We start from the raw sequence: 15,888 nt of genomic DNA, 5'->3' as shown, positions 1-15,888 counted from the left end.
GTGCTGGTCGAAGCCAAAGTGGCGGCGGGCATCCCGGAACCCTGTCCGGCCGGAATTTCGGGCGCCCCGACCGCCGCGGGTACGAGCGCCGCGCCCGAAGAGGCCGCGGCGTTGAGGGCCAGACCGAGGATGAGCATGAGCCAGGCCGGGGAACTCAGCACAATCGACCAGAACGTGTTTCCGAACGGGATGAAGAACGCCTCGTAAGCGATGAAGAACAGCAGCGGGAACCACGCGCTCGGGTTGGCCATGATGGCTTGGATCGCAGCAGCAGGATTTTGGATGAGCTGGGTCAGCTGATTGAACAGGTCGGTGAAGAAGTTTCCCGATGCTGGCGGGTTGGTGGCCGCCGCCGTCATGTTGTTGGCTTTCACCACTGGCGGGGCCGTCGTGGTTCGGGGGGCCGATGCCAGCGCCGATCCGGTGACCGCTTGATACGTGGCCATCGTGGTGGCCGCCTGCATCCACATGCGTACGTAGTCAGCTTCATTGAGCGTGATCGGAATCGTGTTGATGCCAAAGAAGTTCGTCGCGATCAGCACGCCGTGGATGGCGTGATTGGTAGCCAACTCAGGAAGGGTCGGCATCGCGGCCAACGCGGCGGTGTATGCGACCGCCGCGACTTCGTGCTGAGCCGCCACGCCGGCGCTGTTCGTGCTGGCCTGCGTCAGCCACGCGAGATAAGGAGCATGCGCGCTCACATACTCTTCAGCGCTTGGCCCTTCCCACGCGCCGGTCTGCACCGCGCCTAATAGTGTGGTGAGTTCGCCCGCCGCCGAGGCATATTCAGTACCCAGCGAGGTCCACGCCCCAGCGGCCGCAAACAGCGACCCGGGGCCAGGACCGCCGTTGAGCAGTGCTGAATGCACCTCAGGCGGCGAAGCCATCCACACCGGCGCGGTCATCGTTAACTGCCGGCACCCGAATACGACGAAGCAGCGGCCGCGTCGCCGACGGCGTAACTCGTGCCGGACTCGCCCACACCGACGCCGGCCCGGCCGAGCTCTTCCACACCTTCGGCTGCCACCGCGGCGTGTTCGGTGCCCTGGGCGCTGAACCCGGCCGCAGTTTGCAGCGACACCGGATCGGCCGCTGACGGGACCACGGCGGTGATCAACGGAGCCGCGTCCGCATGCGCGGCAGCCAGCCGGGCGGTGATTGCTTCCACAGCGGAGCTCGCGGAGGCTAAACCCTCTGGGGCGACTCGCAGCGTCATGGTTGATACTCCTTTCCCTTAACCTTTAAAACCTCAGTGACCATCGACGGCCACGCTTTCCTCGACGAGCGGTTGGACCAACTGCACATACGTCGGGGTATCGCTGTCGCCCAGCAGAATTGCCCGACCGGCGGGCAGCCGATCGAATCGCTGACCGCGGATCTTTCCGCCGTCCACCGGATTGCCCGACAACATCAACGTGGTGGCTTGCAGGTCGTTGAACCGGCGCAGCAACGGGCTGGTCATCAGCGCATGCGCGGCACCGGTTGCGCGTGCGGTGACGATCACCCGCAGTCCCAGGTCGCTGGCCTGCGCCAGCAGCCCGATCAGCGGCGTCCACGGCCGCTGCCCGACGAACGGGCCGGTCATCGCCGGAGCATCGGGTATCTGGTCGACGTCGTCGATGATCAGGTAGTGGGTGTGGCCCTCATATGACCAGCCGGTGAGCTGGCTCACCGATAGGCCGGCCGGGGGCTGCCGCTTTTCGATGATCGCCGACAGGCCGAGTATCGCTGGGGTCACCCGGTCGACGTTCGCGGTGTATTCGTTGTCGGGGAACAACGGCTCGTCGACGAGATGCAACCGCCGATCCAACACCGTGAACGCGACGCGGTCCGGGGTGGAGTTGTCGCGGATGGTGCGGATGATGTGGCGCAACAGCGTGGTCTTACCAGATTTGGTGTCGCCCAGCACCATCAGTAGCGGGTTCTCGGCGAAGTCGAGTTCGACTGCGGCCAAGTCCTCTTCGCGCTGACCGATGACGATCCGGTCGGCGCCCCGATACAGCGCACCGACCGCCGTCGGTGCCAAGTTGGTTGGTAGCAACCGCACCGGCGGCGCTGCGACACCGGGATGGCGAGCGTTGATCGCGGCAACCTGATCGAGCTCGGGTGCCGCGAACAGGAAGTGCTCGGCGCCCATAGTCAGACCGCGACCCGGTTGATCGGCAGGCACAGCCTCGGCCGGACGGTGGAGTGCACCGACCAGCCGAACGTTGCTGTCGCGCGCGTCATGCAACTTCAGCTCGAGCCGCAGCCCGAGGCCGTCTCGCATCGCCAGCGGCACCTCTAGCCAGCTGGGGGTGGTGACGACCACGTGGATGCCGTACGCCAATCCGACGTTCACCAGCTCGGTGACCTTGCTCAGCAGCGGGTTTCGGGTGTTGAACTGGTCGGTGTTGTCGCGGCTGAAGGCGTACAGATTGTCGATAACCAGGAACACCTGGCCCAATCCGTCGTCCGGACCTTGCTTATCCCGGAACACCTCCCGCTGCTGGCGTGACCGCAGCAGCTGCTCGAGCTCACCGAAGGTGCGGCGAATACGCTCGGGTTCCAGCGCCGAGGCCACGCTGCCGACATGTGCCAGCTCCTCCAGCGCCCGCAGTTGCCCGCCGCCGTAGTCCAGGCAGTAGAAATTCACCTCGCTGGGTGAGTGCAGGCTTGCCGCCGACAAGATAAACGTCTGCAACGCAGCCGATTTCCCTGACTTTGCCCCACCATGGATCACCAGGTTGCCGGACGACGACCGCGCGTCGAACACCAGCGGATCGCGGCGCATCTCAAACGGCTTGTCGATTTCGCCCAGCGGCCAACGCCACTCGCCTCGCGGCAGTGCTGCGCGGGCCAGCACCGCATTCAGCGGGATCGGCTCGTCGAGCGGCGGCAGCCACAGCTCCGGTGCCCGTGGGCCGTAGCGTGCAAGCTGGTCACCGATGGTGGCGATCAACTTGCGTGGCGGGCCGACCGGTTCCTCATGCCCATTTGTCGTGATCACCGTGCTCTGATCGGGCTCCACTCGACCGGCGGTGAACAGCTTGGGTTCGGGGACAGAATGCACCACAAGCGTTTTCGCAACCTGCGGCGGATCGTAAATTCCGTCGACGTAAGTGCTGCGGAATTTGATCGGCGCCGCACCCGGAGCGGGCACCAAAAAGCCCACGCCTTTATGCTCCTTGCCGGACTCGATGTGGTAGGCGTCCTCCACGCCGATGATCTGCCGCGACACTGCAGGGCTGGCCACCTTCAAACCGATCCGGTAGGAGGTGTTCTTGTCGATGTCCTTGATCTTCCCGACGTCCAACGTCTGTGACGCAAACAGGATGTGGATGCGGAACGAGCGGCCTTTGCGAGCAACGTAGTCGAACAGCTCGGCGTATTCAGGATGATCGGCGAGCATCAGCGTGAACTCGTCGGCGACCACAAACAGGGTAGGGATCGGTGCCAGATCATGTCCGGCGGCGATCGCATTCTCGTATTCGGTCACCGAGTTGAACGCGCTGCCCTGCACGTGGCGTCCGGCCTCACGCAGCATCATTTCCCGACGCGCGACCTCGCCGCGCAGTGTATCGGCGAACCTGTCGGCCAACGACTTCTTCTCGGCCATGTTCGAGATCACGGCGACGACCTGCGGGAAGTTACGGAAGATATCGGCGCCGGCCTCACCCTTGAAGTCGGCGTAGATCACGATCAGCCGCTCAGCGGAGTGAGTCGTCAACAGCGACAACAGGATCGACATTAGGGTCTGCGACTTGCCCGAGCCAGTCATGCCGATCATCAAGCCGTGCGGACCCATCCCGCCCTCGGCTTCGTCTTTGAGATCGAAGATCAGCGGCTCGCCGGTGGCGGTGACACCGATCGGAACGCGCAGCTCGTCGTCGCGGTTTCGCGGCGCCCACATCGTCGGCACATCCAGCCGCGACGCATCCGGAATTCCCAGCAGCGTGGTGAAAGTGGCGCCGCGGGTAGCGGTTGACTGCAGTCCGCTGTGCGTGGGGTTGGAGTCCCATCGGGACAGCCGGCGCGCGAGGTGGCCGGCGTCTGGCACACCCAGCTGGTCGACGTTGTCGATGTAGCGCTGCCAGCCGCCGGTCTGCCAACGGTCGATCGCGCCATGAGCAATCCGCAGGATGGGCCGCTCCGGATCCGAATACTGCTCACGGTGCGGCGTCCGGTCCGATCGGTGCACGACGGTGACACCGGCGCGGCCGGCTGCCAGGGGCGAGGCGGCCAGGTCGTAATCCGGATCGTCGACGACGATCAGCAAGTGCCGCAACGCATCAGCGGACCCGCCGGTAAATACCGGGCGGTCGGCAAGCGTTGGGCCGAGCAGCGCGCTCAGCTCGTCGGACTTGGCGGACAGGTAGCGCGCCGGGCCGACGCCGTCGATCTCGCCGGGTACATCGACGTGCGGCAACCACTTCAGCCATGACCACTCCGGCGTCTCGAGATTCGAAGCGGCCACGGCGACGCCGAGCACCGTCGGGTCATGCCAGATGACCGCCTGAGCGATCCAGGCCCGCAGCGCCGCGCGCACCTCGTCGGCGTCCCCGAGAACGGTGATCCGCGAAACCTTGGTCAGGTCGATACCGGTCGGAACATCGGGGACAGTGCGCTGGGTGTCCAGCAAGCTTCGTAATGCGCTGTGCGACACCGGTTCTAGGTCAATCTCATCGGCCGTGTCGTTGACCCGCAGTGCGGTGTCCAGGGCTGCCGAGTGCAGGCCTGCCCGGACTACCAGAAAATCGGCGTCCTGGGGGTCACGTTCCCATTGGCGTCGCGAGCCGGGTATCGCGGCTAAATCCGCCGGCTCGGGGTGCGACCATTCGGCTGCGGCACGTTGGGCCGCGGCCTGGCCTCGAATGTTGTCTCGAACCACCGACAGGTAGCGCAAGTAGTCAGCCCGCTCAGCGTCGACTTCTTCGGTGCGGTTTTTGTTGTCGGTGCCCCGATACAGCGCGGTGGCGGCCAGCAGCAGTACGAACGGGAAAAACAGTGTCTGCGGGGAAATCAGCCGGATCCCGGTGGCCACCATCGCGATGATCATCCCGACGATCAGCAGCACGATCACAACCGGCAGGGCCCGTCGCAACATCGACGGCGGGATCACCCGGGGCAGTTCCGGGGGCGCTTCGATACTGATGGTGCCTTTTCGGGAGGCCGGCGGTGGCAGCCGCCGGCGGGCCTCAAAGATAAGTCGGCTCATCGGTTTTCCCCCTGTGCTGCGGTACGGCCTGGCCGGGTATCTGGCGCCAGTCCGTCGTGGGCGAGCAGGGCGTCGGCACGTGACAGCGTGGGGCCGGGCGCAAACAACGACAGCACCGACCAAGGAATTGGCGTCGGTGGCGGGTTCAGGCCAAGCACCTCAGCGGTTTTGGCGGGCATATTGGTGCCACCCTCGTTGGCCTCATTTTCAACGCCGAAACGTACCCCAGTATCGGATACCCAATACAGTGATCCGGCGGCCGGCGAAGCCGAGTTTTGCCCCACGGTTGCGGTGAAGTATCCGGTCCCGGGCGTCAGGGCGACCCTGCTGGCGGTACCGCCGGTTGCGGCGCCGACCAGATCTTCGGTGCGCACCGCCTCCGGCACTGGAAGTGCCGAACCGGTAAGCAGCGTCAGGGAATTGGCGGTCGCGCCGGCGGGCTTGCTCCAGTGCACGCAGGTGACTGGGTCACGGGCCGCATCGACCAGGCTGATCCTCTGATCGGGATAACGGGTGGTATCCAGCATCCGGGACACCGGCAGCTTGGCAACTTGATCGGCGCCCAGCCGCGGTGGCTGATCCAGACCGTAGGAATTGGAGTTGCGCAATATCGCGGCCAGCACCGGCGAGATCGGTTGCAGGCCATCGGGTAACACCGCGTAGTAGAGCATGGCATGGGCAGAGGGGTCTGATGTGCTGTCTAGGGCATGGGCTTCGACCACCGCGCCGACCGGCGCTGACACCGGCAGGCTGAACCGCGGTGGGCTTCCGGCGTCCTGGATGGCCGGCGCGGACAGCCGCGGCGCTTCGGGGATCGCGTTGAACAGCCCGGCGGCAATCGGCCGCGGGGCCGGTATGTCGCTACCCAGGCCCAGGGCGCCGGTGACGGCGTGGTCGGCCAGGTCGATCCGGCTGCGCCGGCCGTCCCATAGCATCCAGGTGCTGGTGGCATTGCGTACCAGCACCGCGTGTCCCGCGCTCAGCGCCGCGGCCCGCGCGCCACTGCTGTCCGGGGCTCCGGCAATCACCTTGATCCCAGTTGCCGCACCCGAAACGGCATCGCACACCGTCCAGTTGGCGTCTTTGGCGGTGTTTTGCACCATCCGCTCGGGCGCGCCCGGAATTCCGATCAGGTTTGCGCGCGGAAACTTGTCCAGCTCACTGCTTTTCACGGTTGTTGGGTTTACCGACCGACCGACGATCAGCCGAGCCGAAGTCAGGTTCAGCACCGGGTGCAGTTGATCGCCGACCTTCACATACAACGCTGCGGTGGACCGGTCGGCCAGTACCGAGTTGTTGGCGGCCGACCCGTTCGGGCGAATCAGCGAGAATACGAAGCAGCCAACCAGCGCGGTGATCACCAGCAGTATGCCCATCAGCACGGCGCGGGTCTGGGTGCGCAACGGATCGACCAGCATCCGGGTGTCGTGCAGGGCAACGCCGGATGCGATGCGGCGCATCACAAATCGCCAACCGGTCACCTGGTGCCGCGTGACAAAGCCGCGGCGGTAGACCACCTTGTCGGGGTTGTCGTTGACGGGGGTGCGCGAAGCGAAAGAGCGCCGCTCGTCCTCGTTTTCGCGGCCGGTCATGCCGGCATCTCCAGGCGAAGCCCTTCGAGCAGCTGCGGCACCGTGTTGGCGACGTCCGTGGCGGTGATGGTGACCAGCTCTTCGTCGGTGAATTCACCGGTTTGTGCATGTTCGCTGTGGTCCAACCGGAATTCTCGTTCCTCTTCAGACTTTTCGACGACGTTGCGGACGAACCGGCCGTTGCCCGCAATATCCAAGCCGCGCCGTTCCACCCCCGCCGTATCGGGTTTCGTGATGCGGGCCAGGTGGGCGAACAACGCTTCCAGATCGTTGAGTGCCGGCTGCTCGAAAGCGCTGTCGCGCCGTTTCGCCATGAAGTTCGCGATCTCGATCAGCTCGGCCGGTTGGTACGACGGGAAGTCGATGGTGCGGGTGAACCGCGACCGCAGACCTTGGTTGGTGTCCAGGAACCGGTCCAGGTCGGCGCGGTAGCCGGCGATGATGACCACCAGCCGATCGCGGTCGTTTTCCATCCGGGCCAACAAGGTATCGATGGCCACCAGACCGAAGTCATTCTTGGCGCCGGTGGCAACCAGGGCGTAGGCCTCATCGAGAAACAGCACACCATCCAACGCGCTGTCGATGATCGCGTTGGTTTTGGCCTCGGTCTCCCCGATGTGCTGGCCGATCAAGTCGGCGCGGTGCACCTCTTTGATGTTCTCTTTCTTCAAAAGGCCGAGCCCGCAGTAGATCTTGGCGACGACACGGGCGATGGTCGTCTTGCCGGTTCCCGGCGGCCCGGTGAAGACGAGATGGTGGGTACGCTGTGCGACCTCTAGTCCCCGCTCTTTGCGCACCAATTCCATTGCGACCGCACTCTTTAACCGCGCTACCTGGTCTTTGACCTTTTCCAGACCGATGAACTCACCGAGCTCGCGCTCCGCCTCGGCCAGTAGTTCGGCCTTGCGCTCCTGGGCTCCGGGGTCGACGAAATCGCCGGGCTTGGGCTCGGTGGCCGGATCCCACGGGTCGACGCGCGCGTCGATGCGGTCCGCTGTGGTGGGAACGATGCCGAAACTGGAATCCGTCAGCGCCTCTTCGACCTGGGCGTTCTCCGGGTTGGCGGCATAGAGGTCCTGCAGCACCTCGCGGGCGGTGTCCTCGTCACCGTCGGCGCGCAGCGCCAGCGCCTTGGCCAGCGCGCCGTCCACCGCCGCTACGGCGACCGGGCCGTCGGGCTCTTCGAGATAGGACAACGCCGCAGCAAACATGCCCAGCCGCGCCAGCGAAATCCCTAGCGCGATCTTGACCGCGTGCCCGAAGTGCTCGTCGAGGGCCGGGTCGGTGACGATCGGTGACAGCAGCTTGACCACATCCGCCCAGCGCTCGGCGCGGTAGTGAATCGTCGCTGTGACCCAGCGGGCCTCCCGCGAGCTTGGCCGGCGATGGTTGACGTCGACGACCAATTGGTGCGCGTCGGCGAATTGGCCCTCGGCGGCCAGCCCCGCGGCATAAGCCAGGTGAAAATCGTCGGGTTCGGTCGCGCGGAACCGTAGATACAGCCCGGTGTCGTAGTGGAACCCGAGGGCGCCCGGCGCCAGTTCCACCTGTCGCTGTAATACCCCGGCAGTCGCGACGTTCTGCGAAATCGCTTCCAGCACACGGGTAGACGTATCGCCTGCGGCCGCCAGCCCCACCCAGGCGTCGCATTGATCATGGGCGATACGGGTGAGCGCGGTGAAGCCGGATCGGGCGGCAGTCAGGTCTGCTGGACGCCTGCGGTCATAGATAGTCAGCCCAAGCGCCCGGCAGCACGTCGCGAACCGGCTCATGACGTCGTCGTCCACCCGCGCCGTCGTCGGCCGCGTTGCGATCATGCCGGTGTCAGCGGTTTCCACGCCTCCGCCTCCCCTTCTCGACATAGTGTTGCCTAAGCTAACCCCGGGCTGAAGTTAGCATTGCATAAGCTAACTGTCGAGACGCACGTATGGGGTCGATCGGTGCCCCCAGTCGCCGCGGCTCGGGAACCCGACCGCTGCAGCTCATTCCACATAACAGCCCTCCCAGCCGTCGGCGAGAAAGCGCCCTGCCCGACGGGGGCTGTACGGTCGCAGCGGGGCTTAATGAAAATGGTTGTCATTGCGAGCAGACTCTACGCCATGCGTTGTTCACTTCTTGACGCCCCTGACCAACGTATTGCGGGCCACCATCGATTGGGCCTCCGAATCGAGTCCGGGCACCGCCCGACCGACCTCGCGCAGGTAGTCGGCTAGCGGGGTCGCCACCGCTGCCCAGCCATGCTCGTTGAACCACTGGTCGGCCGGTGCGTGTTGCTCGTTGTAGACCAACTGAAAAAACAGCCGATCGTCACCCTTGGCGCGAGCCGCGCGTTCTGCTTCGACGGCGGCCGCGAAGTCGTCGGCCGGCAGGGGGGCGCTATCTTCCGCGGCGACGTGACTAGCTGGCGCGGCCAGCGCATCGATTCCCGTGAACAGCTGCTCCTCGGCAGCGGCCGGGAGGTACAACAGCAGGCCCTCGGCGATCCAGGCCGACGGCTTGCCAGCATCAAAACCACTGTCCCGCAAGGCTTGCGGCCAGTCCTCACGTAGGTCGATGGCAATCTCGCGGCGCTCGGCGTTGGGCTCGGCGCCCTGTTCGGCGAGCACCGCGCGCTTGAATTCGAGGACCTGCGGTTGGTCCAACTCGAAGATCGTCGTCTGGTCGCGCCACGCCAGCCGGTACGCGCGGGAGTCCAAACCCGCAGCCAGCATCACCACCTGGCGGACGCCGGCCTCCGCGGCCCGGCGGAAGTAGTCATCGAAATACCGAGTGCGCGCGCCTTGGAAGTTGACGAAGTGCGCGCCCCAATCGGGCGTTTTCAGCTGATGTTCGGGGGCCTTGCCATCCAGCACGTCGGCCGCCTTACCGCCCACCGCACGGCAGAACACCTCAGCAAATGGGTCGACGGCCAACGGATCTGGTTTTTGCGCCTCCAATGCTCGGGCGGTGGCCACGAATAACGCGGTCGAACCGACACTTGTTGTGATGTCCCAGTTGTCGTCTTCACTACGCACGGAGACCGACCCTACGCCCGCCGACCAGCACGCTTTGTCGCCCGATCCAGCCACGACGGCATTCAATACGACGCAGTGTCGTAGAACAAGACCCCGTCCCGGTAGGGGGTATTGCCACGTCGATTGGCCTCGCCAGTAGCGGCTGAGCGGGTTCAGACGACGCGCATGCGTCGACGCGTAATGTCGTCCCGCTTCTGAATGGTTGCTCGCAATGCATGTAGCGCGTGGTGCAAATCGTGCTTGACCAGCTCGTCGTCGGTGCTGAATTCCGCAGCGATCTGCGTCGTCGTCCGGCCGAGGTAGTAGGACCGGAAAATCACCGCGCGGTCCCAGTCGGACAGGCCGGCCACCGCGTCTTTGATCAAGTTCCCGTCCGAACCGACGTCAAGCGCGGCCCGCCAATGGTGCGGCCGCGCCGACTCCGTCCGGGGGCGTCTCACCGGGATCTGGCCCCCGCCTGCGGATTCTCGTTAACACTGCTAGCTGATGACATAATCTCGACGACTGACCTTTCGAGTACAACTTACCGAAAGTTGTTTTAGTTGTATACAACATGCGGTCAGTTGTGTCAATCATTACATCATTGTGTCATCTGTCATCTATGCTCTTAGCTATGTCGGAGGCACCGAACTTTCAGACCGAGGTCCGGCAATTGCTGCGCGACCGGGTCCTGGATGCGGCCTACACGGTTGTTTGCACAGAGGGCTGGCGAGCGGTCAACATGTCGCGCATCGCAGCAACGGTCGGGATTAGCCGGCAGGTGCTCTACAAGGAGTTCGGCGCCAAACAGGCACTGGGCGAAGCCTTGGTCCAACGAGAGACCGACCAGTTCATCGCCGGGGTGATCTCGGCTATCCGGGCGCACCCGGACGACGTGGTCGCCGGTCTTGCGGCCGGCGCAGCCTTGACCTTGCGCGCCGCTACCGACGACACCCTGGTCAGAGCAAGCATGGCCCGCGCACGCGATGCGGAGGTTGGCCTGACTCCGCTATTGACCGCGGGACCGAAACCGATCTGGGCCGGTGCGATGGATGCAATCGTCGCGGCCGTCCGCGAGCTTTACGATCTTCCTAGCGCCGTTGACCGACAGTTGAACTGGATCATCGAAGTCGACTTCCGCTTGACATTCAGCCATATGCTCCAGCCCATGGGCGCCACCGACGATGCCGTCCACCAGATTTACACCACGCTGCGTGCGCTATTCGAAGCTGCCGCCACCCACGAGAATGCCCTGCTGGCTACACCAGCGGGCGGCCAGCCTTAATCCGGCGGTCTACATCCCACAGCAGCATGTTGAACGGGAAGCGCCGGATGAACGGCGGCAGCATGTTGTTCACCGTGCGCAGCACCGCTATCAGCCGGTCGAATCGCCGCTGCTTTGCCGCATCCCATGGGAGTTGCATCTCCTCGCGGAACCGTTGCGGCAGAAAGCCGGTGGTCATCAGCAGGTTGAGTTTTTCCGGCTGCCTGCGCACAACAGCCGGCAGCGGCACGCCCCGGATCCGGCCAGCTGCAATCGGAAGCAAGTACTCGCGCACGGCGTCGTCGACGTGCACCTTGTCCAGTTGCTGCTGCCAATAACGGTCGAATGCGGCCCGATCCGGCGGCCACATTTCTGCCGGCACCTGCAGCGTGGTGCCTAACACCACGGCTTCGCGGTAGTGGCGATCGGCGTCGTGCTCGTCCATCTCGCCGATGAACATGCGATAGAAGTCGACCCCGCCCTTGTAGAGGCAAGCCGCCACCCACAGCTGCAGGTCCGGGTCAAAGGCGTTGTATTCGACCGGGCTGTCGGGTGTCGAGTAAACCTGGGCATGCGCACCGTTCACCGCGCGGCGAAACGCCTCCTTCTGTACATCTGTGCCGGCCATGGCCACCGCGAGATAGGTGAACGTGGTGCGGGCCCGTTTGATCGGATGCAAGTCCACCCGACCGCTCTCCACGCGGCTCTCCATCACGCCGTAGCCCACCCCCGGTCGGGCCAGCTGCATGATCACGTTGGCGGGGCCGAGCAGCAGCGCCATTCCCATCAACGTGTCGTCCAGTTGAGGCGGCCGTTTCCGACGGCGAGTCAACCGGATGCGCGGTGGATCACTGACCATGCGCTCGACATGGCTGGTCGGCTCGCTGACCGTCATTGCACACCTACCCCGCTAATTCTGCGAACGCTTGTTTCCTGATATTGCACCCGGGTGCCCGCGATGTCAAGATGGGAGCCATGGCTACCGCCGCGACGACGAGCGCACGGCCATACCGTGGCATCGAAGCGGCCGATCGACTGGCAAAGCGCCGGGCCAGGCTGCTGGGGGCCGGCCTCGATCTGCTGGGTGCCGAAAGCCCCGCTGAGTTGACTGTTCGGGGCATCTGCCGGCAGGCCGGCGTGGCCGCCCGCTACTTCTACGAAAGCTTCACCGACAAGGACGAGTTCGTCGCAGCGGTCTTCGACGGGGTGATCGCGGATCTGGCTGCGACTACCCAGGCCGTGGTGGCCGCCGCGCCGGCAGAGGAGCAGGCCCGCGCCGGCATGGCCAACCTCGTCAGGACGATCGGCGGCGATCCCCGGGTGGGCCGGCTGCTGTTCAGCGTGCAACTGGCTAACGCCGTGCTGGTGCGCAAGCGTGCCGAATCCAGCGCGTTGTTCGCGATGCTCTCTGGCCGCCACGTCGAGACCGCGCTGCGGGTACCCGAGAACGACCGGATCAAGGCCGCCGCGCATTTCGTGGTCGGCGGGGTGACCCAGACCATCGGCGCCTGGTTGGCCGGTGAAGTGCGACTCGATCCCGATCAGCTGATCGACCAGCTCGCGTCACTGCTCGACGAGCTCGCCGACCCGAGCCTGTACCGCTAGTGAGCGGCCGGGATGCGGCGGTCGGCCGCCGTCTTGGGTACGGCCTGCGTATCAGCCGTCGTGAATTCCTTTACCCAGCACGCAAACTCAAGTGTGATCCCGTCGGGATCCTGGAAATAGAACGACCGCACATAGACACCGGGATGCACCGTGGCCGAGACCTGCATCGTGCTTTCGTCGTGGTTGAGCACCGGGCCGACCCGTACGCCCTTGGCCTTGAGGCGCGCACGATAATCGTCAAACTTCTCGGCCGGGACATGAAATGCCAAGTGGTTCATGGTGCTGACGGCGCTGGTGATCTCCCCGATGCCCGGGATGGCAGCCGGCGACGAGAGGCCGGGCACCCGGTCTGGTGCGTCGGCGAACCAGAAGAACGCAACGCAATCACCGTTGCCGGCGTCGAAGAAGAAGTGCTGACCCGTACCCCCGGGCAGGTCGAGCGACTTAATCAACGGCATACCCAGGATATTGCTGTAGAAGTCCACGGTGCGCGCCATGTCCGAGCACACCAGCGCCACATGGTTGATACCGCCAAGTTGGAACTCGGAATTGGGGTTATGCGGCTTGATCATCTCCGGGCTCCCTCCGTCGGCAGTGCACATCGCTGGTTTCGTCGCGGAGATCTGGTTCTGAACCTAACATCAGATTCAGTTCTCAAGAAGAGGGACTAACTCGTGTTTACCGCGTCTGAGCAGCCGACCCGGTGTGCCCAGTTAACGACCGAGCGCGGCCGCCGGACACCGGCCGCGCTCGACGTTGCCACCCGGCCCGCGATCGCGCGCGAAGGCACCCTGGCCATGCAAGGGGGGCCGTCGAGGTGACTCGCACCAGCGGCACGCCCGGGGTTGTCCGGGAATTCGTCGGGTTGCCGTCGCCGACCGGTCGGCGAGCCGGGGCGGGCGGACACCCATGCCAGGGGCTGTATCACCGAGGCGTCGGACGCAAGCCGAAGGTCGCGATGATCGCCGCGCACTTCCAGATTGACTTCTCTGAGCATTATCTCGCCGATTACATGGCTACCCGCGGCATCGGATTCTTGGGCTGGAACACCAGGTTCCGGGGTTTTGAGAGCAGCTTTCTGCTCGACCATGCGCTAGTCGACATCGGAGTGGGGGTTCGCTGGCTACGCGAAACGCAAGCAGTGGAAACCATCGTGCTGCTGGGCAATTCCGGAGGCGGATCGTTAATGGCCGCCTATCAGGCCCAGGCGGTCGAGCCAAACCTGACTCCGCTACCGGGGATGCGGCCGGCAGCCGGGCTGGCCGACCTGCTACCCGCCGACGGTTATGTGGCCAGTGCGGCCCACCCCGGCCGCCCCGACGTGCTGACCGCCTGGATGGACGGCGCCGTCATCGACGAGAACGACCCGGTCGCCACAGATCCCGACCTTGACCTGTTCAACGAACGCAACGGACCGCCGTACTCGGCGGAGTTCCTGACCCGTTACCGGGCGGCGCAGCTGGCGCGCAACAACGCGATCACCGACTGGGCCGAAAAGGAACTGAAACGCGTTCGTGCAGCAGGATTTTCGGATCGCCCCTTCGCGGTGATGCGGACTTGGGCCGATCCCCGGATGGTTGACCCGACCATCGAGCCGACTAATCGTCCGCCGAATACGTGTTATGCCGGCGTCCCGGCCAAGGCCAACCGTTCCGCGCACGGGATCGCGGCTGCCTGCACGCTGCGCAACTGGATGGCGATGTGGAGTCTGCGAACCGCCCCGACCCGGGCCGGGCCGCATCTGGCGCGGATCACCTGCCCCGCCCTGGTGATCAACGCCGAGGCCGACGCCGGTGTGTTCCCATCGGATGCCCAACGCGTCTACGACGCGCTGGCAAGCACCGACAAAACGCTGTGCGCGATCAACACCGACCACTACTTCACCACGCCCGGCGCGCGCAGTGAGCAGGCTGACACGATCGCCAAATGGATTGCCAAGCGTTGGCGCTGAGGGTCCTGGCTCATTTCGTTCCCGGTCCTAAGGTGCTGGAATTTCTTGCGCCGGAAGCTGATTGGCTTGACATCCGGTGGTGCGCCGACGATGACTCAGCGGATTCGCAGGCCACGTTTTATCGGGAGTTACCCGACACCGAGGTGATTTGGCACGTGCTTCGGCCGCTTTCCGGCGACGATCTGCGCCAAGCGACTCGACTGCGGCTGATCCACAAATTCGGTGCGGGAGTCAACACCATCGACGTCGACACCGCGACCAGGCGCGGTATTGCCGTGGCAAATATGCCCGGCGCCAACGCGCCGTCAGTGGCCGAAGGCACGGTGCTGTTGATGTTGGCCGCGCTGCGCCGCCTGCCGGCACTGGATCGGGCCACCCGCGAGGGTCGCGGCTGGCCATCCGACCCGGCGCTGGGCGAAACCGTGCGCGATATCGGCGCCTGCACGGTCGGCCTGGTCGGCTACGGCAACATCGCCAAGCAGGTTGCGGGCATCGTCGCCGCGATGGGTGCCACGGTGGTGCACACCAGCACCCGCGACGACGGGTTGCCGGGCTGGCGGTCGCTAGCCGAACTGCTGGCCGCCAGCGACATCGTGTCGCTGCACCTGCCGTTGACCAATGACACAAATGGTCTGCTTGACCGCGCCGCGGTGGCGGGCATGAAGCCCGGTGCGGTACTGATCAACACCTCACGCGGCGCGATCGTCGACGAGGCCGCGCTGGTCGATGCGCTGCGCGACGGCCGGTTGGCCGGCGCCGGGCTGGACGTCTTCGACGTCGAACCGGTGCCGCCGGACAACCCGTTGCTCAGCTTGGACAACATCGTGCTCACACCGCACGTCACCTGGTACACCGTCGACACCATGCGGCGCTATCTCGTCGAGGCCGTCGCCAACTGCCGCCGGCTGCGGGACGGCAAGCAGCTAGCCCATGTGGTCAACCAACCGACCGGTTATTAGATTGGGGCTAAGTCCCAACGGAAGGCGACCAATGCCGATCGCGATAACTCCCGAGCATCAAGACCTGGCCGATTCGGTGCGATCCCTAGTGGCGCGGGTCGCGCCGTCGGAGGTGTTGCACGCCGCGCTGGAAACACCGACCGAGAACCCGCCGCCGTACTGGCGGGCCGCGGCCGAACAAGGCCTGCAGGGTGTGCATCTGGCCGAATCGGTTGGCGGCCAGGGTTTCGGCATCCTCGAGCTCGCCGTGGTGCTCGCCGAGTTCGGTTACGGGGCGGTGCCCGGCCCGTTCGTGCCGTCGGCGATCGCCAGCGCGCTGATCTCAGC

At 65.1% G+C, this 15,888-nt stretch carries 14 protein-coding genes; 5 read left to right on the top strand and 9 right to left on the bottom strand.

Translation table 11 applies throughout. From position 1 onward, the window contains the following. The 7 genes from WB785_RS04680 to WB785_RS04650 form a co-directional block, all read right to left on the bottom strand. Positions 1-905: PPE family protein (locus WB785_RS04680; protein ID WP_424077523.1), on the bottom strand; the 905-nt coding region annotated here is incomplete at its 3' end. Positions 906-907: 2 nt separating this feature from the next. Next, positions 908-1,216, bottom strand: coding sequence for a PE family protein (locus tag WB785_RS04675; protein WP_424077522.1), 309 nt, complete (start codon positions 1,214-1,216; stop codon positions 908-910). A gap of 33 nt (positions 1,217-1,249) precedes the next feature. Beyond that, positions 1,250-5,197 carry a type VII secretion protein EccCa gene (eccCa, locus tag WB785_RS04670; RefSeq protein ID WP_424077521.1) on the bottom strand — a complete coding sequence of 1,316 codons (3,948 nt, stop codon included), beginning with the start codon at positions 5,195-5,197 and terminating at the stop codon, positions 1,250-1,252. Further along, on the bottom strand, positions 5,194-6,789 hold the full coding sequence (gene eccB, locus WB785_RS04665) for a type VII secretion protein EccB (protein WP_424077520.1): 1,596 nt from the start codon (positions 6,787-6,789) through the stop codon (positions 5,194-5,196). Before eccB ends, eccCa begins: the two co-directional genes overlap by 4 nt. Next, complete coding sequence (eccA, locus tag WB785_RS04660; RefSeq protein ID WP_424077524.1) at positions 6,786-8,606, bottom strand: type VII secretion AAA-ATPase EccA; 1,821 nt, start codon at positions 8,604-8,606, stop codon at positions 6,786-6,788. Before eccA ends, eccB begins: the two co-directional genes overlap by 4 nt. A 291-nt stretch (positions 8,607-8,897) precedes the next feature. Continuing rightward, on the bottom strand, positions 8,898-9,803 hold the full coding sequence (locus tag WB785_RS04655) for a class I SAM-dependent methyltransferase (RefSeq protein WP_424077519.1): 906 nt from the start codon (positions 9,801-9,803) through the stop codon (positions 8,898-8,900). A gap of 152 nt (positions 9,804-9,955) precedes the next feature. Continuing rightward, complete coding sequence (locus WB785_RS04650; RefSeq protein WP_424077518.1) at positions 9,956-10,243, bottom strand: hypothetical protein; 288 nt, start codon at positions 10,241-10,243, stop codon at positions 9,956-9,958. 173 nt (positions 10,244-10,416) lie between these two features. Here WB785_RS04650 and WB785_RS04645 point away from each other — a divergent pair, with 173 nt between their 5' ends. Next, complete coding sequence (locus tag WB785_RS04645) at positions 10,417-11,067, top strand: TetR family transcriptional regulator (RefSeq protein WP_424077517.1); 651 nt, start codon at positions 10,417-10,419, stop codon at positions 11,065-11,067. On the opposite strand, the gene WB785_RS04640 is transcribed toward WB785_RS04645, so the two are convergent. Beyond that, the gene (locus WB785_RS04640; protein WP_424077516.1) at positions 11,042-11,941 is read right to left on the bottom strand and encodes an oxygenase MpaB family protein; all 900 of its coding nucleotides are present in this window, start codon (positions 11,939-11,941) and stop codon (positions 11,042-11,044) included. The genes WB785_RS04645 and WB785_RS04640 overlap by 26 nt on opposite strands. Positions 11,942-12,021: 80 nt before the next feature. Here WB785_RS04640 and WB785_RS04635 point away from each other — a divergent pair, with 80 nt between their 5' ends. Then, positions 12,022-12,651, top strand: a complete 630-nt coding sequence (locus tag WB785_RS04635) for a TetR/AcrR family transcriptional regulator (protein WP_424077515.1) — start codon at positions 12,022-12,024, stop codon at positions 12,649-12,651. Here WB785_RS04635 and WB785_RS04630 read toward each other — a convergent pair. Next, on the bottom strand, positions 12,648-13,223 hold the full coding sequence (locus WB785_RS04630) for a VOC family protein (protein ID WP_424077514.1): 576 nt from the start codon (positions 13,221-13,223) through the stop codon (positions 12,648-12,650). The two genes, WB785_RS04635 and WB785_RS04630, sit on opposite strands and share 4 nt — an antisense overlap. A gap of 245 nt (positions 13,224-13,468) precedes the next feature. On the opposite strand from WB785_RS04630, the gene WB785_RS04625 reads away from it, so the two are divergent. The 3 genes from WB785_RS04625 to WB785_RS04615 all read left to right on the top strand — a co-directional run. Further along, on the top strand, positions 13,469-14,602 hold the full coding sequence (locus WB785_RS04625; RefSeq protein ID WP_424077513.1) for an alpha/beta hydrolase: 1,134 nt from the start codon (positions 13,469-13,471) through the stop codon (positions 14,600-14,602). After that, positions 14,578-15,561: a 2-hydroxyacid dehydrogenase gene (locus WB785_RS04620; RefSeq protein ID WP_424077512.1), complete on the top strand. Its 984-nt coding sequence runs from the start codon at positions 14,578-14,580 to the stop codon at positions 15,559-15,561. Before WB785_RS04625 ends, WB785_RS04620 begins: the two co-directional genes overlap by 25 nt. Before the next feature lie 31 nt (positions 15,562-15,592). Next, on the top strand, positions 15,593-15,888 hold a 296-nt coding region (locus tag WB785_RS04615), incomplete at its 3' end, for an acyl-CoA dehydrogenase family protein (RefSeq protein WP_424077511.1).

The organism is Mycobacterium sp. (genome assembly GCF_049585075.1).
Taxonomy (GTDB): Bacteria; Actinomycetota; Actinomycetes; order Mycobacteriales; family Mycobacteriaceae; genus Mycobacterium.
Note: the sequence above shows the minus strand (reverse complement) of the source record. Positions and strands in the feature narration are given on the sequence as shown.